Origin of the sequence: Micromonospora echinaurantiaca (assembly GCF_900090235.1) — a bacterium.
Taxonomy (GTDB): domain Bacteria; phylum Actinomycetota; class Actinomycetes; order Mycobacteriales; family Micromonosporaceae; genus Micromonospora; species Micromonospora echinaurantiaca.
The window spans coordinates 6,157,501-6,178,059 of the sequence record NZ_LT607750.1; the positions used below are offsets into that span (position 1 = coordinate 6,157,501).

Annotated in this window: 21 protein-coding genes; 12 read left to right on the forward strand and 9 right to left on the reverse strand. The window is 70.3% G+C overall.

Annotation, left to right across the window (positions count from 1 at the left end):
• The first annotated feature begins 176 nt into the window (after positions 1 to 176).
• From GA0070609_RS27835 to trpS, 3 genes are all read left to right on the forward strand, one after another.
• Positions 177 to 617, forward strand: a complete 441-nt coding sequence (locus tag GA0070609_RS27835) for a PRC-barrel domain-containing protein (protein WP_088998008.1) — start codon at positions 177 to 179, stop codon at positions 615 to 617.
• A 32-nt stretch (positions 618 to 649) separates the two neighbouring features.
• Complete coding sequence (locus GA0070609_RS33740) at positions 650 to 826, forward strand: hypothetical protein (protein WP_167180209.1); 177 nt, start codon at positions 650 to 652, stop codon at positions 824 to 826.
• An 81-nt stretch (positions 827 to 907) separates the two neighbouring features.
• Positions 908 to 1,966 (forward strand): tryptophan--tRNA ligase, encoded by a 1,059-nt coding sequence (trpS, locus tag GA0070609_RS27840; protein ID WP_088996532.1) that lies wholly within the window; start codon positions 908 to 910, stop codon positions 1,964 to 1,966.
• Between the two features lie 72 nt (positions 1,967 to 2,038).
• Here trpS and GA0070609_RS27845 read toward each other — a convergent pair whose 3' ends face one another.
• Complete coding sequence (locus GA0070609_RS27845; protein ID WP_197700193.1) at positions 2,039 to 4,621, reverse strand: S8 family serine peptidase; 2,583 nt, start codon at positions 4,619 to 4,621, stop codon at positions 2,039 to 2,041.
• A gap of 240 nt (positions 4,622 to 4,861) precedes the next feature.
• The gene (locus GA0070609_RS27850) at positions 4,862 to 5,830 is read right to left on the reverse strand and encodes a helix-turn-helix domain-containing protein (RefSeq protein WP_088996534.1); all 969 of its coding nucleotides are present in this window, start codon (positions 5,828 to 5,830) and stop codon (positions 4,862 to 4,864) included.
• A 171-nt stretch (positions 5,831 to 6,001) separates the two neighbouring features.
• On the opposite strand from GA0070609_RS27850, the gene GA0070609_RS27855 reads away from it, so the two are divergent.
• Positions 6,002 to 6,571 carry a GNAT family N-acetyltransferase gene (locus GA0070609_RS27855; RefSeq protein ID WP_088998009.1) on the forward strand — a complete coding sequence of 190 codons (570 nt, stop codon included), beginning with the start codon at positions 6,002 to 6,004 and terminating at the stop codon, positions 6,569 to 6,571.
• A 24-nt stretch (positions 6,572 to 6,595) separates the two neighbouring features.
• Positions 6,596 to 7,066: a hypothetical protein gene (locus tag GA0070609_RS27860; RefSeq protein WP_088996535.1), complete on the forward strand. Its 471-nt coding sequence runs from the start codon at positions 6,596 to 6,598 to the stop codon at positions 7,064 to 7,066.
• 45 nt (positions 7,067 to 7,111) lie between these two features.
• Here GA0070609_RS27860 and GA0070609_RS27865 read toward each other — a convergent pair whose 3' ends face one another.
• Complete coding sequence (locus GA0070609_RS27865) at positions 7,112 to 7,552, reverse strand: hypothetical protein (RefSeq protein ID WP_157748314.1); 441 nt, start codon at positions 7,550 to 7,552, stop codon at positions 7,112 to 7,114.
• Between the two features lie 43 nt (positions 7,553 to 7,595).
• Positions 7,596 to 8,063 (reverse strand): SRPBCC family protein, encoded by a 468-nt coding sequence (locus GA0070609_RS27870; RefSeq protein WP_088996537.1) that lies wholly within the window; start codon positions 8,061 to 8,063, stop codon positions 7,596 to 7,598.
• A 175-nt stretch (positions 8,064 to 8,238) separates the two neighbouring features.
• Between GA0070609_RS27870 and GA0070609_RS27875 the strand changes: the two genes are divergently transcribed.
• Complete coding sequence (locus GA0070609_RS27875; protein WP_088996538.1) at positions 8,239 to 8,976, forward strand: VOC family protein; 738 nt, start codon at positions 8,239 to 8,241, stop codon at positions 8,974 to 8,976.
• Positions 8,977 to 9,036: 60 nt separating this feature from the next.
• Here the strand turns inward: GA0070609_RS27875 and GA0070609_RS27880 are convergent, their stop codons facing one another.
• The 5 genes from GA0070609_RS27880 to GA0070609_RS27900 form a co-directional block, all read right to left on the reverse strand.
• Positions 9,037 to 10,284 carry an epoxide hydrolase family protein gene (locus GA0070609_RS27880; RefSeq protein WP_088996539.1) on the reverse strand — a complete coding sequence of 416 codons (1,248 nt, stop codon included), beginning with the start codon at positions 10,282 to 10,284 and terminating at the stop codon, positions 9,037 to 9,039.
• 1,028 nt (positions 10,285 to 11,312) lie between these two features.
• Complete coding sequence (locus GA0070609_RS27885; protein ID WP_088996540.1) at positions 11,313 to 12,359, reverse strand: CU044_5270 family protein; 1,047 nt, start codon at positions 12,357 to 12,359, stop codon at positions 11,313 to 11,315.
• The gene (locus GA0070609_RS27890; protein ID WP_231928436.1) at positions 12,359 to 12,871 is read right to left on the reverse strand and encodes an RNA polymerase sigma factor; all 513 of its coding nucleotides are present in this window, start codon (positions 12,869 to 12,871) and stop codon (positions 12,359 to 12,361) included. Before GA0070609_RS27890 ends, GA0070609_RS27885 begins: the two co-directional genes overlap by 1 nt.
• A gap of 556 nt (positions 12,872 to 13,427) precedes the next feature.
• The gene (locus GA0070609_RS27895) at positions 13,428 to 14,138 is read right to left on the reverse strand and encodes an HAD family hydrolase (protein WP_088996542.1); all 711 of its coding nucleotides are present in this window, start codon (positions 14,136 to 14,138) and stop codon (positions 13,428 to 13,430) included.
• Positions 14,135 to 15,001, reverse strand: coding sequence for a GntR family transcriptional regulator (locus GA0070609_RS27900; protein ID WP_088996543.1), 867 nt, complete (start codon positions 14,999 to 15,001; stop codon positions 14,135 to 14,137). Before GA0070609_RS27900 ends, GA0070609_RS27895 begins: the two co-directional genes overlap by 4 nt.
• 162 nt (positions 15,002 to 15,163) lie before the next feature.
• Here GA0070609_RS27900 and GA0070609_RS27905 point away from each other — a divergent pair, with 162 nt between their 5' ends.
• The 6 genes from GA0070609_RS27905 to GA0070609_RS27930 all read left to right on the forward strand — a co-directional run bounded on the left by GA0070609_RS27905 (position 15,164) and on the right by GA0070609_RS27930 (position 20,559).
• Positions 15,164 to 15,586, forward strand: coding sequence for a hypothetical protein (locus GA0070609_RS27905; RefSeq protein ID WP_088996544.1), 423 nt, complete (start codon positions 15,164 to 15,166; stop codon positions 15,584 to 15,586).
• A gap of 89 nt (positions 15,587 to 15,675) precedes the next feature.
• A complete protein-coding gene (locus GA0070609_RS27910) occupies positions 15,676 to 16,140 on the forward strand; it encodes a hypothetical protein (RefSeq protein WP_157748315.1) in 465 nt (154 codons plus the stop codon).
• 3 nt (positions 16,141 to 16,143) lie between these two features.
• Positions 16,144 to 17,574: an FtsK/SpoIIIE domain-containing protein gene (locus GA0070609_RS27915; RefSeq protein ID WP_088996546.1), complete on the forward strand. Its 1,431-nt coding sequence runs from the start codon at positions 16,144 to 16,146 to the stop codon at positions 17,572 to 17,574.
• Positions 17,571 to 18,200: a DUF2637 domain-containing protein gene (locus GA0070609_RS27920; protein WP_088996547.1), complete on the forward strand. Its 630-nt coding sequence runs from the start codon at positions 17,571 to 17,573 to the stop codon at positions 18,198 to 18,200. Before GA0070609_RS27915 ends, GA0070609_RS27920 begins: the two co-directional genes overlap by 4 nt.
• Positions 18,197 to 18,841, forward strand: coding sequence for a GGDEF domain-containing protein (locus GA0070609_RS27925; protein WP_088996548.1), 645 nt, complete (start codon positions 18,197 to 18,199; stop codon positions 18,839 to 18,841). The genes GA0070609_RS27920 and GA0070609_RS27925 overlap by 4 nt, the downstream gene beginning before the upstream one ends.
• Positions 18,838 to 20,559, forward strand: coding sequence for a replication initiator (locus tag GA0070609_RS27930; protein WP_088996549.1), 1,722 nt, complete (start codon positions 18,838 to 18,840; stop codon positions 20,557 to 20,559). The genes GA0070609_RS27925 and GA0070609_RS27930 overlap by 4 nt, the downstream gene beginning before the upstream one ends.

The window sequence follows — 20,559 nt, forward strand, 5'->3', positions numbered from 1 at the left end:
CACGATGAGAGCCACAGCCACCTGCGGGAACGCGTCGCCATTCATCGATGGCGAGCGAATATGACGAATTTCGCACGAGACATTCCGGTGAACCGATAATTGCCGAGTTGTTTCCCGGAACGGTGGGGTGGGCACTGGTGATGCGGTCAGTTGGGACCGCGAAATCGGAGGTGACCGTGCAACCGTCGACGTTCAATCCCTGGACCTGGCGTGACCCGGCCGCGCTCGCCGGCGGGTACGAACAGAGCACGCCGCCGGCGGCGCCACCGGAGCGGTCCGGCGACGGCCCGGACGCACCAGGGCCGGGCACCCCGATCGACCTGACGGGCTACCGGGTCGAGGCGACCGACGGCCGGATCGGCTCGGTCGGCGAGGCCAGCGGGGACACCGACGCCCGGTGGCTGGTGGTCGACACCGGGCCCTGGATCCTCGGCCGCAAGGTGCTGCTGCCGGTCGGCACGGTCGCCCGGGTGGACCACCTCGACCGCACCGTGTACGTGGACCGGACCCGGGAGCAGGTCAAGGGTTCCCCGGCCTTCGACCCGGAGGCGTACGACCGGCCGGACTACCGGGACCGGGTGGGCGGCTACTACCAGGACAGCTACCGCCAGGGCTGACGGCCCGCCGGGGAAGCCGATACCGTAGCGGCATGGTCCGGGCGAGCAGTTACGCGCCGGAGGTCGTCGACCCGGTCGACGGCCTCCCGCTCGATGCCGTGCCCACCTTCCCCACCAGCTCCGGCGACGGCCGCGAGCGGATCATCGACGTGCTTCGTGCCGACGGGATGCGGTTCCGTGACGGCGCGCGATGGCGTTCGACGCACTGACTCGAACCCACTGACCCGAGGGGCGTCCGCCCCGGGTCGATCGCGCCCATCCTCTTCCTTCGGCACGAAAGGCGTACCACCATGTCCACAGCACGGATGCTCACCGGGGACCGCCCCACCGGGCGGCTGCACCTCGGCCACTACGTCGGCAGCATCGCGAACCGGGTGCGGCTGCACCAGCGGTACGAGAGCTTCTTCATCATCGCCGACCTGCACATGCTCACCACGCGCAACGGTCGGCAGGACATCGAGGGGGTGGCCGACAACGCCCGCGAGATGGTCACCGACGTCCTCGCCGCCGGCGTCGATCCGGCACGGGCCACGTTCTACCTCCAGTCGGCCATCCCGGAGGTCGGTGACCTGAACACCCTGTTCCAGAACCTGGTGACCGTGCCCCGGCTGGAACGGGTGCCGTCGCTGAAGGAGATGGCCCGCGACTCCGGCAAGGAGGAGATGCCGTACGGCCTGCTCGGTTATCCCGTGCTCCAGGCCGCTGACATCCTCTGCGTCAAGGGCGAGGTGGTCCCCGTCGGCAAGGACAACGCGGCGCACGTCGAGGTGACCCGGGAGATCGCCCGGCGCTTCAACCACCTCTACGGGGAGGTGTTCCCGGTGCCCGAGCTGATCCCGTCGGAGACGCCCACCCTGGTCGGCACGGACGGCCGGGCCAAGATGAGCAAGAGCCTGGGCAACGCCATCTCGCTCTCCGACGACCCGGCCACGGTGCGCCGGAAGGTGATGGGCATGTACACCGACCCGAACCGGGTGCGCGCCGACGTACCGGGCACGGTCGAGGGGAACCCGGTGTTCGCGTACCACGACGTGTTCAACCCGGACCGGGACCGGGTGGCGGAGCTGAAGCGGCGCTACCGGGCCGGCCGGGTCGGGGACGTCGAGGTGAAGGAGGAACTGGCGGCCACGCTCAACCGGTTCCTCGACCCGATCCGGGAGCGCCGGGCCCGGTTCGAGGCGGACCGGGGCCTGGTCGACCAGCTGATCGTCGAGGGGACCGAGCGGACTCGCGCCGAGGTGCGCAAGACCCTGGTGGAGGTACGCCGGGCGATGGGGTTGAGCAGCGCGTACACCCAGGTGCGGCGGCGGGCCGAGCGCTACCGCAAGCGCGCGGAGACAGCCGCCTGACGAGTCGTCCGCACCGACGGGGACGGGGCCGGTCGGGCAACCGCCCGACCGGCCCGCCGCGTCACGGCGTGGTCACTGGGTGACGGACGCCGCCAGGTGGAACGGGTTCGTGAGGTACGGGCTGGTGCGACGCGCCTCGACGACGAACTCCCACACACCCGGCTTCGGCTTGGCGTAGCTGCGGGTGAACGGGTCGCAGCCGTTGCCGTCCAGGTAGTTGGCGTAGCAGTAGGCGGTGCCGGCGCTGGACCGCTCCGCGTCGAGACCGTCCGGCCCGTACGCCCACCAGCGGGTCTGGCTGCCGTCGGCCAGGCCGGAGAGGTTCACGTCCAGGCTGGTGGCGCCGGCCGGGACCGCCACGGTGTAGATGATCGTGCCGTTTCGGTTCACGGTGCCCGCCGCCGACCAGGTGGCGCCGGGCGCCAGCGGGGCGGCGGCCGCGACGGCCAGCATGGCGGACCGCTCGACGGCCTGGGTGGCGGCGTTGTCGATGGTCAGCACGGCGCTGTGGATGCCCTGGGTGGTCGGGGCGGCGGTCACCCGGACGACCGTCGGGACGCCCTTGGCCAGGGTGACCTTGCGAGGCGCGGTGAAGGTGCCGTCGTTGCCCTGGAGGTCCAGGACGTAGTCCACCGGATCCTCGGAACCGCCGGTGCGGGTCAGGGTCAGGTCGTAGTCGCGAGACTCGCCGACGGCCTGGCCGCCGCTGCCCGGTGCGCAGCTGTTGTACAGCCCGCTGCCGGTGTGCGGCGTGGCCAGCTTGTCCGAGAGGACGGTGCAGACCGGCGCCGAGACGGTGACCTCGTCGGTGTCGGCGACGCCCTTGGCCAGGTACTGCCAGGCGTGCACCACGTCGAACTCGCCGCGGCCCTGGGCGATGGCCGGCTCGTCCTTGTTGAAGTCGGCGGTCGAGTAGATGGCCCGACGCAGCTCCGCCGGGGTGGGGTCGATGCCGTTCTGCTTCGCGGCGGAAAGCAGCAGCGCGGCGGCCCCGGCAGCCTGCGGGGAGGCCATCGAGGTGCCCTGCATCATCGAGTACCCGGTCGGCAGGGGGTATCCGGCGTCCGGGACGGCGCTGCTGGCGATCCAGCTCGGGGTCGGCGAGATGGCCGCGCCGGGCGCGGTGATGTCCGGTTTGAAGCCGCCGTCCTCGCGCGGGCCGCGCGAGGAGAACGGGAAGACCGACCGGACGGCGTTGACGACGGACCCGTAGTTGGCCCACCAGGTGTGCTTGGAGACCGAAGCGCCGACGCTGACCACGTTGCCGGCGGAGGACGGGTCACCGACGCTGTTGGTGCCGGCCCCGGAGTTGCCGGCCGACGAGAAGATCTGGACGCCGGTGGTGTCGATCAGTCGGTCGTACAGCAGCGCCATGGCGCTCTGCCCGTCGTTCAGGGCGGGCATCGAGCCGATGGACAGGTTGATCACGTCCACGCCGTAGTTGGTGGCGAGGTCGACCATGCCGTCGGTGAGGGCGGCGCTGGAGCAGCCGTTGCTGGTGCAGGCCCGCATGGAGACGAGCTTGGCGCCGGGCGCCTGACCGTTCATCTGCCCGCCGAGGATCCCGTGCGCGGCGGTGATGCCGGCGACGTGCGTGCCGTGCGCCTCGTCGAGGGTGTTGATGTTGACGCCGGCCAGCAGTGGGCTCAGGCGCCGGGCCTCGACAGTGAAGGGCTGGCGCTCGTTGAGGTCCGTCGCCGGGTTGTCGGTGCCGATGTAGCCGATCTGCTGGTTCTCCCGGTACGGCCGGTGCAGCTCGTCGTCCGTGAACACGTAGTCCTGGTTGAGGTCGATCCAGACCGCGTTGTCGGACTCGCGGTACGCGATGCCCAGGGTTCCGGTGAGGGTGGGGTCGACGTAGCCGGCGATGGCGAGGTTCTTGCGGGTCAGGTACATGTCGTCGCTGCCGCCGTCGGGCAGCGTCCAGGTGATGTCGTACTTGTCCACCACCGGCCCGGTGACCTTGTTGCCGGCGCTGAGCAACAGCCAGGTGCGGTCGAAGAGCAGGTCGATGAGGTTCAGCGGGTTGCTGCCGACGGCCGTGTCCACCAGCTTGCGTTCGCCGGTCGTGGTGGTGGCGAGCGCCGGGTGGGTCGGGTCGATCCCGGTGTCCATGACGCCGATGGTCACGCCCCGGCCGTCGTAGCTCGGGTGTTCATTCTTGAACGCCACCGAGCCGGTCTCCCGGGTCGGCATGTACGGGTTGTTGTCGGGCGTCGCCGCCGACGGGGCGGCCGGGTGGCGTCCGGCGTCCCCGCCGGCGGCCGGGCTGGCCGCCGTGGTCTCCGCCAGTTCGAGCAGTTCGTCGGCGTCCACCCGGAGCACGTCGTCGAGGGCGACGGCCTGCTCCACGGCGGCGAAGGGCACGTTCGCCTTGACGTAGCCGATCTCCGGCTCGGTGCGGGTGACCTCGGCGCCGAGGTCGGTGAGCTGCCGGGTGGCCGCATCGGCCCGGCCCGGCCGCACCGCGAACATCAGCGTGACGAAGTCGGGGACCGCCTGGCCGGCGCCGGCCGGCAGGCTGCGGGTCCGGTACTGCGCGGCGTACGTGGCGATCAGGGCGCGGTCGTGGCTGCCCAGTTTGTCGGCGGCGCCGCCGGGAGCCGCCGCGACGCCGGCCTGGGCCGGGCCGGCGGACAGGGAGAGGCCGCCCACGACAAGCGTGGCGGCGAGTGCCGCGGCGACCTGACGGGCACGGCGCGGTGTGCGTCTGGCAGGGGAAGTCACTCGACATCCTCCAGGGGCAGGGATGGGCTGACGCGCACACACTGCCATCGATATCGGGCCCCTGAGCTGGCAGTTCACCGCCATGGCATAAATCTGCCAACGCCCTTCGGCCGGTATGTCGGAATTTGCCGCGCCTGCCTACTCGGCAACCCGCTGAGCTGGCGATTCTCAGATCCACTTACGGCGGGCGGCCTGCCAACCCAACTGGATCCTGCTCTGCACCCCGGCCAGACCGAGGAGCCGCTGCACGCGCCGCTGGACCGTCCGCATGCTCACCCCCAGCTGCGAGGCGATCGCCTGGTCGGTGTAGCCGGCCAGCAGCAGGGCCAGCAGCCGGCGGTCGTCGACCGCCAACGGGCCGTCGGGAAGCGCGGAGAGCGCGGTCGGCACCGGCAGGGCCGACTCCCAGATCCGGTCGACAATCCAGGTGAGACAGTCCACCACCGGGCGGGCCCGCACCACCAGCAGCACCGGCTCCCTGGGCGCCACGTCCGGCGGCACGAGCGCCGCCTGCCGCCGGTCGATGACCATCAGCTTGAACGGGACGGCGGCCACCCTCATCTCCTCACCCAGCGCGGCCCACTCCTCCAGCAGCAGCGGGATCTGCGGGCTGTCCGGGTCCAGCAGGTCACGGTCGTACACCACCCGGTAGCGGACCCCGGCCCGCAGCGCCTCGCGCTGGGCGACGTTGTCGGTGGCCGGAACGGCGACAGCCGGACGCCGGCTGAGGGCGCGGATGTCCTGGGTGGCCTCCCGCTGCAACATGGCGTAACGCTCGGCGATGGCCCTTGCCCCCCGGACCACCTCGACCGAGTCCGCACCGCCCCCGGCCGGGCCGTTGGCCTCGAACCGCTCGGCCAGCTGCGCGATGACCGCCTGCGCCCGGCGTAGCTCGTCCATCCGTTGCAACGCCAGGAGCTTGAGGGTCGGGTCCGGGGGCGCGGCCCGGATCAGGCCCGCCGGCTCGGACCGGACCTCCACGAGTCCCTTGCCCGCCAGGCCCGCCAGCGCCCGGTCGACCTCGGCGCGGGACAGTCCGGTCCGATCGGCGAGTTCCGCCGCGCCGGCCGCCGGGGCGGCGGTCAGCGCCAGATAGACCTGTTCCTCACCGGGCTCGACGCCGACAGCCTCCAGCACTTGGCCCTCCACCCGGCAGTCCTGATCATGAGCGACCCGCGGTGGGCAGCAGTGTAGCCAGCTGTCCGCGCAGGCCAAGGCCCCGTGACCCGCGGCTGCGCTACGTGAGGTCGACGTACCGCGGGCAGGGTGGCGCCGGCCCGCGACGAGCTGCCCTCGATACTGGGGACCATGCCGGAGCCGACCCTGCCCATCCGTACCGAGCGGCTGCGCCTGCGGCCCTACCGCGGCGACGAAGTGGACGCTCTGCTCGCGTACTACAGCGATCCGGTGGTGGCCCGCTACATCCCGTGGGAACCGTGGACGCGTGACTTCGCGGCAACCGTGGTCGCCCGGCGCGTCCACGGCACCGGCATCACCGGGGCCGAGTCCCGGCTGGCGCTGGTGGTGGAGCACGAGGGTGAGATCGTCGGCGACGTCATCCTGTGGCCGGCCGACGAGACCCTGTCCCGGGGCGAGATGGGCTGGGCCTTCCACCCGTCGGTGTCCGGGCGTGGGTTCGCCACCGAGGCGGTCCGCGCGCTCGTCGGCGTGGCGTTCGAACAGTGCGGCATGCACCGGGTGATCGCCCACGTGGACGCCCGGAACACACCGTCGGCACGGGTGTGCGAGCGGGTCGGCATGGTCCGGGAGGCCCACCTGCGCCAGGACCACTGGACCAAGGGCGAGTGGGCGGACACCCTGATCTACGGGCTGCTCGCCAAGGAGTGGGCTGCCACGCCGGCGGCGCCCGTGGGCTGAGCGCGCCCATGTGAGGATGTGCCGGTGTCGTATCCCCCTCATTCGGCCCACCCGCCGGTGCCGGGCGCCGTGACGCCGATGGTGTACCCCCACCCGATCCAGCCGCCGCCGGGCTGGTCGGTGCTCGCCGTCACGGTGAACCGTGGCCCGTACATCGTGCCCGTCTCCGCCACGGGCAAGCTCAAGATCGACGGTCAGACGGTGCCGATCCCCGGCGAGGGCACCTGGCACATGGTGCTCGCGCCCGGGCCGCACGACGTGCGCTACACCGACTTCATGGGCGTCCCACTGGTGACCACCGCACTGGCCGCCCATCCGGGCGCGGCGCATCACCTGTCGTTCCGGTTCGGCGCGTGGCGCAACCGCGTCCACGACGGGCACGGCACCGACGTGACGAAGTTCGGGCTCTGGTCGAACTACACCATCCTGCTCCTCGTGTTCGCCGTGGTCGGGGTGGTCTGCTGCGGTCTGCTGGCGCCGTTGGCCACGTCCTGACCCGGCCTTGTTCGGCCTGGCCCCGAACGGTCGCAGCCGCTCGCCTCACCGACCGCCGTGGAGCTTTCGCTGGAAGTAGGCGGCTACCTCGGCCAGATGCTCGCCGTACGCGGGCTCGCTCGGGTGGTACTCGGCGGTCCGCTCGTCCCGGAACGGGGTCAGCCAGCGATGGTAGGTGTCCTGCTCGTTCTCGGCCGCGTGGATCGCGCGCAGGATGACCGGCCGGTAGACCAGCTCCGCCCGCCAGTTGCCCACGTACTTCGCCTTGATGTGCGCCGTCACCGGACGACGCCGCCCGTGGGCGTACCCGATGACCGTGATGGTCTCGTACCCCAGGCCGCCGAAGCCGCCGACCACGTACAGCTTCGCGCCGGCGGGGAAGATCTTCTGGCTGCGGAAGTCCGCGCGCGGCCCGTTCGCGCTGTACGGGTACGGCAGCAGGTTGCCCACGATGCACCACTCCGGGCTCCAGCCGTCCTCAACCATGCGGGGACACTACTGGTTTCCCGACCGCTGACAACGGCCCGAGTCAGTCGCCCGCTTCGACGTACGACGCCAGGTTGGCCAGTGAGGAGGCGATCCCGGCCTCGTGGACCGCCTGGTCGATGCCGGGTGGCACGTCCGTGGCGGTGACGGTCACCTCGGTCCCCGCATCGGTGGCGGCGAGGTGCCAGGTCATTGTCATGGTGCCCGCGTACGCCGGGTCGTCGGCCTCGAACACGGCCCGCTGCACCACCCGTTCTCCGGGCACCAGGGCGGCGAACCCGACGTCGACGACATCCGTCGCGTCTGACGTCTTGCCGGGACTGCCGGCGGAGTCGAGGTAGGTGAGGACCATCCGGAACCCTCCACCGGGCCGGGGATCCCACCGCTCGATCCGCCCGCGCATGCCGTCCGGCGGCAGCCATTCCTCAAGCGACTCCCGGTGAAGGAGGGCGCCGTAGACGGTCGCCGGTGGTGCCGCGATCACCCGGCTGGCCCGGTCGATCCTTCCCATGGCCCGATCCTAGGCACGCAGTGGCTGAGCGGAGCGGAGCGATCCGGCTTCGTCGTCCTCGTCCGGCCGCTGTTGCCCGACTAGGACGAGTGCGCCGCCCTGAACCTCCGCGGCCCGTCGGGCCAGGGGAACGCAGGTGATCTCCCCTCAACCGTTCGGGCTTAGGGTCGGTGGCATGGCGCTGCAACTTGTACAGGTGAACTTCAAGGCTCGGGACGACTCGGCGCTCGGCCGGTTCTGGGCGGAGGCGCTCGGCTGGGGTGTCTCCAGCGAGGGCCCCGGCGTGAGCAACGTCGAACCCGTGGGCTTCGTCTGGCCGGACCCGACCGCCGTCTGCATCGACGTGGTCGCCGTTCCGGACCCCGAGACGGTGAAGTACCGCGTACACCTCGATCTCGCCACCACCTCGGTGGCCCATCAGACGGAGTTGGTCGCGCGCCTGAAGGATCTCGGTGCGACGCCCGCCGACGTGGGCCAGGGCGACGTCCCCTGGACGGTCCTGGCCGACCCGGAGGGCAACGTGTTCTGCGTGCTGGAGCCTCGGGAGATCTACCGGGACACCGGGCCGATCGCCGCGGTGGTGGTCGACTGCGCGGATCCGCGGGCGATGGCCCGGTTCTGGGACGAGGCGCTGGACTGGACCCTGCACGAGGTGACCGACGATCACGCGGTGCTGCGTTCGGTCAAGGGTGTCGGGCCGTACCTGGAATTCCGCCGCATGCCCGGCGAGCCGACCGTGTCGACCCGCGTTCACCTCGATCTGCTGCCGTACCCCGGTGACGATCAGGCGGCGGCGGTGGACCGGCTGCGGGCTTCCGGCGCCACCGTCATCGACGTCGGCCAGGGCGACGTGCCGTGGAGGTGCCTCGCCGACCCGGAGGGCAACGACTTCTGCGTCCTCGCTCCGCGCTGACCCGGCACGCGCTGGGTCGTATGGCCGTGGATCGCTCAGCCGTCCTCTTCAGATCATTGGCTAGCGCATCGATCGGAACGTCGCGCGGATGTCTTCCGAGAGCAGCTGCGGCTGCTCCCAGGCCGCGAAGTGCCCGCCCCTGTCGTGCCGGTTGTAGTGGACGAGATTGGGGTACGCCCGCTCCGCCCAGCTGCGCGGAACCCGGTAGATCTCGTCGGGGAAGATGCTCACGCCGACCGGGATCGTCACGCCCTTGGTGGCGAAGAAGGGGAGCTTGCTCTCCCAGTACAGCCGCGCCGAGGACACCCCGCTGTTGGTCAGCCAGAAGAGCGTGATGTTGTCCAGGATGTCGTCGCGCGTGAGGTCGCTCGGCCTCTGCAGACGCCCTTCGAGGACCTGCTGGACCAGGCCGGGCTGACCGCTGCCGTCGCCGTGGTCGAGCATGAACGCGGCGAGGTCGATGGGTGAGTCCGCCAGGCCGTAGAGCGTCTGCGGGCGCGTCCCCATGATCAGCCCGTACGCCACGTGTGACCCGAAGAACGTGAGCAGTTGCTCGTACGTCTCCCGCTCCTCGCCGGAGAGACCGTCCGGTGCCGGGCTGCCGGCAAAAGCCGCGAGAAAGAGCTCCGGCGGAACCGCGCCGGGCATGTTGGTGTGGATGCCGATCAGCTCCGGCGGCGCCGGCTCGGCGTCCTTCGGATCGGCCCGGCCGCCGGCCATCGCGTCGACGACGATCGCGCCCCAGTCGCCGCCCTGCGCCACGAACCGTGTGTACCCGAGACGCCTCATCAGCTCGACGTAGGCCTTCCCGATGTGCACAGGATCCCAGCCGGTCGTGGTCGGCTGGCCGGAGAACCCGTACCCGGGCATCGACGGGATCACGACGTCGAAGGCATCCGACGCGTCCGCGCCGTGCGCCGTCGGATCCGTGAGCGGGCCGATGATCTTCAGCTGCTCGATGATCGACCCGGGCCAGCCGTGGCAGACGACCAGCGGGAGCGCGTTCTCGTGCTTCGAGCGAACGTGGATGAAGTGGATTTCCAGACCGTCGATCTCGGTAACGAAGTGCGGGAGGGCCTTCAGCCGCGCCTCGCACCTGCGCCAGTCGTAGTCGTTCGCCCAGTAGCGAGCGAGGTCCTGCATGAGCGCGAGCGGCACGCCCTGCGAGTCGTCCTTGACGGTCTCCTTGTTCGGCCAGCGCGTGGCTCTGATCCGCGCGCGCAGATCCGCAAGGGCCGCCTCGGGGACCTCGATATTGAATGGCCGCACTTCTGCGGCGCCCGTCCGCGCTTCCGTCTTGACGGCCACGCAGGCCTCCCTTCCGCTTTGAACGCCTTGAGGTCGAGCGGGTTGGTCTCCGCCGGTCGCGGACGAATGGCGTGCCCCGGCTTCTATCGGGCAGCTTCGGTTTAGGCGACCGCCCGGACTGCGCCAGGACAGCAGGGGCAGGCGGGCTTACCTGTCCAGAGCGTAGGACGCTTTCCCCAGGTCCGGAGCCATAAGAGCAATCCCCCGTTGGCCTTCCGGGACGGGCCCGGGGGGCAGACGACCAGGGCGTGCCGCTGGAAGTGGGGGTCAAACAACTAGGGCCGGTCTCCTGTGACAGGAAACCGGCCCTTGATCTCTTGCGCGCCCGAAGGGACTCGAACCCCTAACCTTCTGATCCGTAGGAGCGTCCCGCCTCCGCCGTTACCCGCTTCGCCTGCCTGCTGGCTCGTGGCCGGCGTTCATCTGGTGGCGGCTGTTGGCGTCCTGCTGGGGTCAGGCTGGGGTCAGAGACTGGCAGCTTGGGAATCACACAAGATCGGATCGTCATGCTGGGTAGCGGCTGGTCGGACCGGTCCTGGACGGCCTGACTTGGCCCCTATTGGCACCCGCTTGTGGCCCGTGAATGGCCCGGCAGCTTCGACTGCGGTTGGCGGAGTTGGTTCAGCGACGGTTACGGGATCGGCGGAGCGCCCAGACCCCGCCAACGATCGCCGCAGCAGTCGGCAAGAGGCAGCAGAGCGTCAGGACGAACAGGTGCCACGGCTTGAGAGCTCCCATGGCCGAGAGGATAAGGACCGCTTCCCAACACCGCTGTCCCTGGAGCCTCAGTTTGAAAGAGCGTGCTCGGCTGGTCGTGATGCCCGAAACGCCTGCGGCCTGCGGCTGACGCGGCTGCCTCTCGTGCCCGTTGGTGACCGCTACGCGTCCTGGTTACTGGCTTTCGGCTGGCCCGGGACCGTCCGTCCACCGCCGTCTTGCCACAGACCGATGGTGTTCGCTGCTTGGAGTGGTCCCGGCCGGCGCAGGGGCCATTCCGCGTGGGAGTAGCCCCGGCGCCGGGTGATCCGTCAAAACCGGTCGGTCCAGGCGGTACCCAGGATCACCTGGTACGAGCTGACCCGCACAGGTGAGAGCGTCAGCAGTTCATCGGCGAGGAGCTCGCCGGTGTTCGGATCGAAGATCAGCAGCCACCGTTGATCGTGTTCGCGGTCGTCGAAGGTGATGGCTACACCGTTTCGGCCGCCTCGGTCGGTTACTTGGCCTCGCCACAGGAATCCGGGTACGTCCGCGAGGATCCGCAGGATCTCCGCGCGGGTCTGGCGTGGTACAACGTACCGCCCGTACACCGTGCTGACCTGCTTCGAGACGGGGCCGCCGCCGATACTGACCTTGAGCAGTTCGGCTAGCTCGGCACGATTCGACGGCAGCGGAGCGGAGTCCGGCCTCGGCGGCAGCGGCATGTAGGAGAGCTGGGGCCCGGGACTCACGGACGTGACGGGCTCGGCAGCCTGGGCCTTGAGGACCTCCTGCTGCCAGTACTCCCGGGACTCCTGGTCCGGGTACTGAGGCTCGTGTGGGATGGTGATCTGTCTGCCGGACCCGTCGGGAGCCTGCCAGACTTTCCACTCCGTGATGTGAGAGATGAGGTAGCGCCCATCGGGCGACGTCACCAACGGCTCGCCCCACACCTTCGTGTGGTGGTACGTGTAGCGTCCGGTGCTGTTGTCGTACTCTGCGTTGACAAGCCTGTCCGCCAGTGCGCGCAGTTGAGGGCCGGCCGCTGGCGCGTCAGAGTCGTACTGATACGAGACCGGCAGTAGCACCGTCCCGAGTTCGGGGCCGGGAGGGCTGGCCGTTGGTGCGGTGTCCGGGCTGGTTGCGTTAAAGGTGTGGACGATTGCTGTGGTGCCGGCCGCCACCACGGCTAGCGTTCCGGCCGTGAGGACCAGCCGGCGGATCGGCCGTGCGTGGCGACGACGGTGGTCGACCGGTTCGGCGGTGGCCTCGGCGAGGTCGATCACGTCACGTGCGGAGAGTCGGGGTTGGGCGGTGGCGGTGTTTCGGGCCGGGTCAGCCGGACCGAGCAGGGTACGAGTGCGCTGTTCTCCGAACATCACAGATCCTTTCGAGGACTGACCAGCATCAGACGTTGTACCGGCGGCGCAGCTTCGTGCGACATCGCTGCGTTGAGGCGTCGACGAGCGCGGTGCAGGCGCACCGCGGCGGTGGTACGGGTACAACCCAGAACCTGAGCCGCCTCGGAAACCGTCAACTCCTCCCAACCGACCAGTCGGAGAATCTCCTGATCAAGATCGGAGAGGGTGACCATGGCCGCCCGAATGTCGGCAACGCCGACATTCGTGTCCGCGCCGGATGAACCCACTTGTAGCAAGAAGTCAGCGTCGGTGAGGGGCGATACGTCCGGCGCGACTCGCCGAGCCCGCCGCTCGTTTGCCAAGAGACGCCGAGCCACCCCGTACAGCCACGGCAGGCTGTGGTCCGGGACCTCGCGGCGCCGCCGCCACGCGGTGACAAACACCTCCTGAGCCAGTTCAGCCGCCGCGTCCGCATCAGCGAGCCGACGCTGGCCATACATCAACACGTGTCCGTATTCGGCGATATACATCCTGGTGAACCAATCCTCGCCGCGTCTTCCCGGTGGCCCCATCCGAACTCCCGACTGATTCGACAACTCCTACCCTGGCTTATGTCACCGCCGGCCCGATGATTACCGGCAACGGCCCCGCAATCCGCTCACTGCCACGATTCAACTCGCCCCTCCGATGACAGCTCCACCAGAAGCGCAGCCGGTCGAGGGCTCCCACAGCCCGCGGCCCTTTGATCTTGATTGCGCCTGCCCTGCAAACCTCAAGGCGGATCTCCTCGTCGGGCAGTCGCCAGACCGTCCAGCCTTCCGGGACGGGGACCAGGTGGAGCGCCCTACCGGACGAACGACCTGGTCCCCGTCCCGGAAGGCTGGTAGCCCTTGTGGTGCCCGGCGAGGTGATCCGCGGCGGCATCTCTGAGGAGGGCCGGGGTTCGGGGCGGAGCCCCGAGGTCTTCAACCTCTTGTCGCCCGTCAGCGTGGCCGGCCGGCCCGGCCGATGCCGACCGGAGGTCGCCAGCAGGCCGGGGCCGGGCCGGCGCGGCCCGCTTTGCGGGCCGCCTTGATCCTTAAGAGGTTAATTCGGCAGTTCGCGGTGTAGAGCCCTGGCCAGCTCGGCCATCCCGTCCGTGCCTTCGGTGATGGCGTCCGCTCCTGCCCTCAGTAGGCGAGCGCGCTTGCCAGGCTTGTTGGCAAACCCGATCGTGCGAACATCGGCAGCCCGTCCGCCTTCGATGTCAGAGGTGGAGTCGCCTACGAGGACGCACCTGGTCGGGTGGGCATCAACCGCCAGGGCGGCGCGGCGGATTGGTGCCGGGTTCGGCTTCATGAGACTTGGGTCGGCGTGTGCTCGGCCAACCGTGGTCGTGATGTACCGGGTGAGTCGGTGAGAGGTCAGATAACGCTCGATGGCCGGGGTTGAGTTGTTGCTGACGATGGCGATGGCCCGCCCGGCCTCATGGGCAGCAACGATGACCTCCCTCGCGTAGGGCGTCGGTGTGGCGCCGTCGACCGCAGCCAGCTCGGCTCGGCACAACGCGTTCTCAACTCGTACGACCAGCGATGGCGTGCCGGTGGTCGCGGTGAAGCGGAGCACTTCGAGCGGGTCGTCGATGGCTCGGATGTGCGCCGGTATCTCGACGTCGTGCTCCTCGATGACGCGGCGCAGCTCGGCCGCGACGGTGGAGTCCGCGAGGGTGGCGAAGACTGCGCAGACCGGCCCGTCGAAGTCGAGCAGAATCGGCCCGGTGTCGCTAAGGACCTGGGCGACGCTGTATCGCGGGTTCATGGCGTGTAGTCGTGCGCGATGGTTGACCACATGGAGTCGAACCAGGTCCGGGCCTGGTCGACGTACTGGGACGCGTCGGAAGCCTCGTCGTCGCTCACGGCCCGGTGGAAGAGGATCGCGTCCTTGCCCATCGGGTCGTAGATGGCCGTGGGCTGGCCTTTGATCATGACGGTGTGCTCTACCACCGGGTAGAAGCCGAAGAAGGCTTCCTCGCCGTTGAGGATGTAGAGCTTGAACAGCGGCGCTGCGCGGTGCACGCGCACCTCTGCTACGGCGTCTTTGACCAAGCCTAGGTCTCCGAGTTCGCGCACCGCCTCGACAATGGCGTCCGTGTGCCGGCGGGTGATTCGCTCGGCGCGCTCGCGTACGCCGGGATCGTCGGCCTGCGTCTCGGCCAGGCACGGCAGGGCCATGGGCTCTCTCGTGTCCGGGAGCAGGATGCGAACGGTAACGGACTCGGGCGTCAGTAGCCCGGCACGGATCTTGTCGAGCGGCTCGGTCAGCACTCCGTGGAGGGTCTCACCGGAGAAGCCGGCGAATTCGATCGTGACGTTTGCGCGCTCGAAGGCCGCCTCGACGTGGGGTCGGAGTCCTACCGGACGCTCGGTTTGTGCGCGGACGAATGCGCCGCTGCCCTGACGGGTGACGATCAGGCGCTCGTCGCGCAGGATGCGCAGCGCGGTCTTGACCGTCTCTCGGGCGACGTTGTAGCGCTCGGCTAGGTCGTTCTGCGACGGCAGTCGCTCGCCTGGCTCGAACTTGCGGGTACGAATCGCAGCTCGCAGAACGTTGGCGATCTGCTGCGACGGGGGCCTGGGGTCGTCCGGGTCCAGCCCGGCCAGGTTTTCCAGCTCGCTGGTCATGCAGGTCAGAGTAGCTGCTGGCTAGCCAAGCTAGACCAATCAGCGCCCAACTCTTGACCTGGCTAGCCAGGCTGGCCTACTTTGAGTCCTGCGCGATTTGGCTAGCCAAGTCGCATCCCGAGGCCGGCGGAGTGCCGGCGGGCAGAGCTGGAGGTAGGGCAAATGGCAGTCCCGAACACGATCAAGGTTCCGGTTCCGTTCGAGTACGTCTTCCCGCAAGGTGCGCTATGCCTCGGGGTGGAGCCGGTGACGGACTTCGACAAGCGCGGCCAGGGCGACGACCAGGCCCGCGACAAGGACACGGGCGAGCGGCTGTGGGTGGTCAAGGTCCTGGACCTGGACCCGGAGGCCGGCAAGTTCGGCGGGTCGAAGGAGGTCAAGGTGAAGATCGCCGCGCCGGTGCAGCCGGTGCCGCCGGCGTCGAAGATCCCGGGCTATCCGCCGGCGGTGGAGTTCACCGACGTGACCCTGACGCCGTATGTGGACTCGCAGCGGTGCAAGGGCTCGGGGAAGTGCCGGGCGCGGCAGGCGTGGTCGATTCGCGCCGGGGCCATGACCGACGCCGCGATCAAGCAGGCGGCCTGACCAGATCCGGATGCGTGGGGCGGGCCTTCACCCCGCCAAGGACGACGCCCGCCCCGCGCTCACCGTCTCTCCTGGAAGGAGTTGGGCTGATGCCCACGCTAGCTGACGCTGCCCGTATCGCCGGGAACCCGCGCCCCGCCCCCCACCGTCGCACCCACCGCCGCACGGTCATGCGCCTTGCCGGGCCGGGCATCCGGGCCGCCCGGGAGGTCTACACCACCATCCCCGCCGACGCGGTCCGCGTCGCGGCGCTGGTGGAGATCGCCGCCGCCGCCGCTGCCCTGGCGCGGACGGTGGTGAAGCTGCGCCACCTGGACCCGGACCTGATCGCCCCGCACGTCTCCGACCGCGTCGACCTGCGGGCGGTGCTCGGGCGTGGCCGGTGGCTGCCGACCATGACCCGTCACGTCCCCGCCCCGGAGTCGGGGCCGGTGGACCTGGCCGCACTGATGCCCGCCCGGCCGGCGGTCCGTCGTCGGGTGGTCCGCCGTCGTCTCAGCTCCCCGGGGCAGGGCTCCCTGTTCACCGCCGCCGCGACGGTCGGGGAGGGCTGAGTCATGCCGCTGGTGAACGTGATCCGGGGCGACCGGATCGACTCGGCCCCGATCAACGTGCGGACCCCGTTCATCCGCATCCCGATATGGCTGGCCCTCACCTGGTGGACGATCAAGGGCCTCGCCCGCCTGGCGGTGGTCCTGGTGCGCTTTTGGTACGTCACCGGCCCGACCGCCGTGTTCGGCTGGCTGTACCTGCGCTGGGGTTGGGCCGGTCCGGTCGGGCTCGTCGCCCTGGTCGGCGTCGTCACGGCCGGTTGGGCCTTCGGCCATCGGGCGTCGTTCCTGCGGTACGGGTGGTGGCCGGTCCTGTCCTGCTACCGGCGTTGGGTCTACCGCCGCAAGTGGCTGGCGGCGATGGTCACGGCCAAGCTCGCGGTCTCCTTCGACGGGCACACCGTCCTACCGGTGCTCAAGCGGGTCCGCTGCGGTGCCGGCGTCGACGTGGTGATGGTGCGGATGGTCACCGGGCAGATCCCCGACGACTTCGCCAAGGTCGCGGAACGCCTTGCCCACACCTTCGGCGTCCGCCAGGTCAAGGCCACTCCCGGTAACCGGCCCGATGTGGTGCTGCTGCACCTGTTCCGCGGTGACCCCCTCGCCAAGACAGTGCGCCCCCTCCCGGTGCCGGCGGTGCCGGAGTTCACCGCTCTGCCGGTGGGCCGCCGGGAGGACGGCGACGGCTACGACCTGCGCCTCTTCGGGACTCAGGTCCTGGTGGTGGGCGCCACGGGCTCGGGGAAGGGCTCGGTCATCTGGTCCGTGGTCCGCTCCCTCGCCGCCGGGGTCACCTCTGGCCTCGTGCAGCTGTGGGGACTCGATCCCAAGGGCGGCATGGAACTCGGGATGGGCGCGCCGATGTTCGCCCGGTTCGCCCGCAAGGACTACGCCGCCATGGCGGAGCTGATCGAGGAAGCCGCCACCGTGGCCAAGGATCGGGCCGGGAAGCTCTACGGCCGCACCCGCCAGCACACGCCGACGCCGGATGAGCCGCTAATCGTCGTGGTGATCGATGAGCTGGCGAACCTGACCGCGTACCTGACCGACCGGCAGTTGAAGGATCGGATCAAGGCCGCCCTGTCCATCCTGCTCTCGCAGGGGCGGGCCGTGGGCGTGCACGTCCTGGCCGCAATCCAGGACCCCCGCAAGGAAGTCCTGCCCTTCCGCGACTTGTTCCCCACTCGCATCGGCCTCCGACTCGCGGAAGCCGCACAGGTCGACCTGGTGCTGGGTGAGGGGATGCGGGACCGGGGCGCGCTGTGCGACCGCATCCCACAGTCCCTGCCGGGCGTCGGGTTCGTGGTCATCGACGGGGACCCGACCCCGATGCGGGTCCGCTTCTCTTACCTGACCGATGACGAGATCCGCGACATGGCCCACACGTACGGGCGGCTGCGCGTGATCGACGGTGAAGTCCTGGACGGTGCCGCATGAAGCCCCACCCCACCCACACCCGCTCGGAGCGTGTTGAGGGCCTGGTCCTGGTCGTCATCCTCCTCCTGGTCGCCGGCTTCGCGGGCGCGGCCTCGTTTACCCACGTCAAGGACTGGACCCTCGACAACAGCCCCACCGGCACCGGCGAATGGTTCGGCTGGGCCAACGCCGTCATCTCCGAACTGGTGCCCGTCGCGGCGCTGCTGACCATCCGCCGCCGACGCCGCAACGCTCAGCCAGTCGGCTACCCGATGTTCCTCCTCGTCGCCGCCGTCCTCCTGTCCCTTGCCGCGCAGCTCGCCGTCGCCAAGCCCGGCCTGTCCGGCTGGCTGCTGTCCGCCGTCCCCGCCCTGGCCTTCATGGGCCTGTCCAAGCTCGTCCTCACCACCGCCCCCACCCCGGCCCCGACTGACCCCGCGCCGGCCCGCCCGGTCACTCCGCCTGCCGCGCCGGTCCAGCCGACCCCCGCGCCGGCTGTGCCTGAGCCCGTCGCCCTGGTCGACGTCGAGCCGGCCCGACCGGCCCTCGTCGAGCCGACCCGGCCAGCCCCGGTCGCTCCGGTGCCGCCGGCTGCCTTCGTCCGCCGCAACGGTGTTCCGCCGCTGATCGGAGAGGTGACCCGATGACCGACCACCTGCTGTCTGGCGTGCTCTTCGCCGCCGGCCTCACCCTGTTCTGCTGGGATCAGTACCGGCTCTACGTCGCCCGCTACGAGCTGGCCGCCCTGCACCGCGCCACCCTTCGCGACCCGCTCACCGGGCTCGCGAACCGCGCTGGCCTGGCCGACGCTTGGGCTCAACTCGCCGCCTTGCGGCCGTGGGTGGTGATGGTCGACCTGGACGGCTTCAAGCCGGTCAACGACACTCACGGCCACGCCGCCGGGGACCTCGTACTGACCGCCGTCGCCAGCCGGCTCCGGTCGGTTCATGGTGTCGCCGCTCGGCTCGGTGGGGACGAGTTCGCCGCCCTGCTCCTGGACACCGACCCGGCCGCGGCTGCCCGCCAGCTGGCCGCCGCCGTCGCCGCCCCCGTCCGGCTGCCCTCCGGTGTGGCGTTGTCGGTGACCGCCAGCATCGGAATCGCTCCCGCCAGTTCGGCCGGGCTCGCCGCTGCCCTGGCAGACGCTGACGCGGCCATGTACCGGGCCAAGACCACTCGGGCCGGGGTGATGGCCTTCGACCCGCTGCGCGACGACCACGCCACCGCCGACCCCCGCCCGGCCGTGCGGGTCCGCGACCTGACTCCCTCGCTGGGGGTGGGCCGATGACCCTCACTCCGACCCTACCCGGCCTCGACCCCACCCCCGTGGTGGAGCCGAGGCCGGGCTCCCGGGCCGCCCGCATGCTCATGCCCCGCTCCGTCGACGTCGTGGCCGACCTCGCCGCCGACTACGGCGTCTGCACCCGCCCCGTCTCCCTGCGCCGCACCGACCTCGACAGCGGCCAGACGGAAGTCATCGACATGCCCTGCGGGGCCACCCAGGAAGCCAAGTGTCCGGCCTGCGCTACCCGTGCCCGCCGGCTACGGCAGCAGCAGATCCGCGAGGGCTGGCACCGCGATGACGAGCCCGACCCCGGTCCCCTCCCGGCCACCGACGCTCAACGCGGGCTGATCGTCGCCCGCGCTCATCTCGAGTTCGCCCGCGACGAAGCCGCCCGCGCCTCGCAGTGGGATCAGGTAACGGACCTGGACGACGCGATCGGGGAACTGGAAGCCCAGATCACCATCGAGGGCATGCGGGGCCGGCCCGCCCCTCCGCACGTCGCCGAGGACCAGGAGGACGGCGACGGCAAGCGGCGGGTCCGCTCGACCAAGCGCCGGCAGGACGCCCCGGACCTGCCCCGCCTGCCTGTCGAGAACCGCACCATCGGCCGGACCTTCGAGGGTCGGGCCGGGATGGTGTTCCGGCCGTCGATGTTTCTCACCCTCACCCTCGGTTCCTACGGGCGGGTGCACTCCGACGGGACGCCGGTCGACCCCGACAGCTACAACTACCGGCGGGCCGCCTGGGACGCCGTGCACTTCCCCCGGCTCCTGGACCGGTTCTGGCAGAACCTGCGCCGCGCGGTCGGCTGGAACGTCCAATACGCCGGAGCAGTCGAGCCGCAACGCCGCCTTGCGCCGCACGCACACTTCGCCATGCGCGGCACCATCCCCCGCGCCCTCGTCCGGCAAGTAGCCGCCGCCACCTACCACCAGGTGTGGTGGCCGCCCGTCAACGAGCTGGTCTACGAACCGGGGAGGGCGCCGCAGTGGGAGGCCGACGCTGGCGGCTACACCGACCCGGACTCGGGCGAGCTGCTGTCGTCGTGGGATGACGCCCTGGACCTGCTCGACGCCGACCCTGACGCCGAGCCCGTGCACGTGGTCCGCTTCGGCGCTCAGGTCGACGCCAAGGGTGTCCTCGCCGGCACCAAGGACGCCGATCGGTGCGTCGGCTACATCACCAAGTACCTGACCAAGCAGGCGGCCGACTGCCACGAGGTCACCACCGCCCGGCAACGGGCGCACCTGGAACGGCTCTGGCAGGAGTTGCGGCACACGCCGTGTTCGGAGCGGTGCGCCAACTGGCTGCTCTACGGCATCCAGCCGAAGAAGGCGCGGCCTGGGTTGAAGCCGGGGAACTGCAAGAACAAGATCCACAAGCGGGAAACCCTCGGCATCGGCGGCCGGCGCGTCCTCATATCGCGGCAGTGGTCGGGGAAGACCCTGGCCGACCATCGGGCTGACCGACGCGAGTGGGTCAAGGCGCTGCTCGGCGTCACCACCGACGCCGGCACCGCCCCGGCCCGCTCCGACACAGTGCGGCACGCCTGGGAACTCGCCAGACCCACCGACCCCGACGTGCCACCCCTGGGCCACCGGGTCCTCCGGGCGATCTCCGAACGCATCCAATGGCGCGCGCAACTCGCCGCCGCGATAAGGGCTGCCGACCCGCCCCATGTTTCGGCAACCGGTGGGACGGCTTGTGAGGCGAGGCAATAA

Bases quoted from the DNA above. Each gene is read 5' to 3' on its own strand.
- trpS (WP_088996532.1), top strand. From the start codon at position 908: ATGTCCACAGCACGGATGCTCACCGGGGACCGCCCCACCGGGCGGCTG.
- GA0070609_RS27915 (WP_088996546.1), top strand. From the start codon at position 16,144: ATGCCGCTGGTGAACGTGATCCGGGGCGACCGGATCGACTCGGCCCCG.
- GA0070609_RS27905 (WP_088996544.1), top strand. From the start codon at position 15,164: ATGGCAGTCCCGAACACGATCAAGGTTCCGGTTCCGTTCGAGTACGTC.
- GA0070609_RS27875 (WP_088996538.1), top strand. From the start codon at position 8,239: ATGGCGCTGCAACTTGTACAGGTGAACTTCAAGGCTCGGGACGACTCG.
- GA0070609_RS27890 (WP_231928436.1), bottom strand. From the start codon at position 12,871: ATGTATATCGCCGAATACGGACACGTGTTGATGTATGGCCAGCGTCGG.
- GA0070609_RS27920 (WP_088996547.1), top strand. From the start codon at position 17,571: ATGAAGCCCCACCCCACCCACACCCGCTCGGAGCGTGTTGAGGGCCTG.
- GA0070609_RS27855 (WP_088998009.1), top strand. From the start codon at position 6,002: ATGCCGGAGCCGACCCTGCCCATCCGTACCGAGCGGCTGCGCCTGCGG.
- GA0070609_RS27910 (WP_157748315.1), top strand. From the start codon at position 15,676: ATGCCCACGCTAGCTGACGCTGCCCGTATCGCCGGGAACCCGCGCCCC.
- GA0070609_RS27885 (WP_088996540.1), bottom strand. From the start codon at position 12,359: ATGTTCGGAGAACAGCGCACTCGTACCCTGCTCGGTCCGGCTGACCCG.
- GA0070609_RS27865 (WP_157748314.1), bottom strand. From the start codon at position 7,552: ATGGTTGAGGACGGCTGGAGCCCGGAGTGGTGCATCGTGGGCAACCTG.
- GA0070609_RS33740 (WP_167180209.1), top strand. From the start codon at position 650: ATGGTCCGGGCGAGCAGTTACGCGCCGGAGGTCGTCGACCCGGTCGAC.
- GA0070609_RS27900 (WP_088996543.1), bottom strand. From the start codon at position 15,001: ATGACCAGCGAGCTGGAAAACCTGGCCGGGCTGGACCCGGACGACCCC.
- GA0070609_RS27895 (WP_088996542.1), bottom strand. From the start codon at position 14,138: ATGAACCCGCGATACAGCGTCGCCCAGGTCCTTAGCGACACCGGGCCG.
- GA0070609_RS27870 (WP_088996537.1), bottom strand. From the start codon at position 8,063: ATGGGAAGGATCGACCGGGCCAGCCGGGTGATCGCGGCACCACCGGCG.
- GA0070609_RS27925 (WP_088996548.1), top strand. From the start codon at position 18,197: ATGACCGACCACCTGCTGTCTGGCGTGCTCTTCGCCGCCGGCCTCACC.
- GA0070609_RS27930 (WP_088996549.1), top strand. From the start codon at position 18,838: ATGACCCTCACTCCGACCCTACCCGGCCTCGACCCCACCCCCGTGGTG.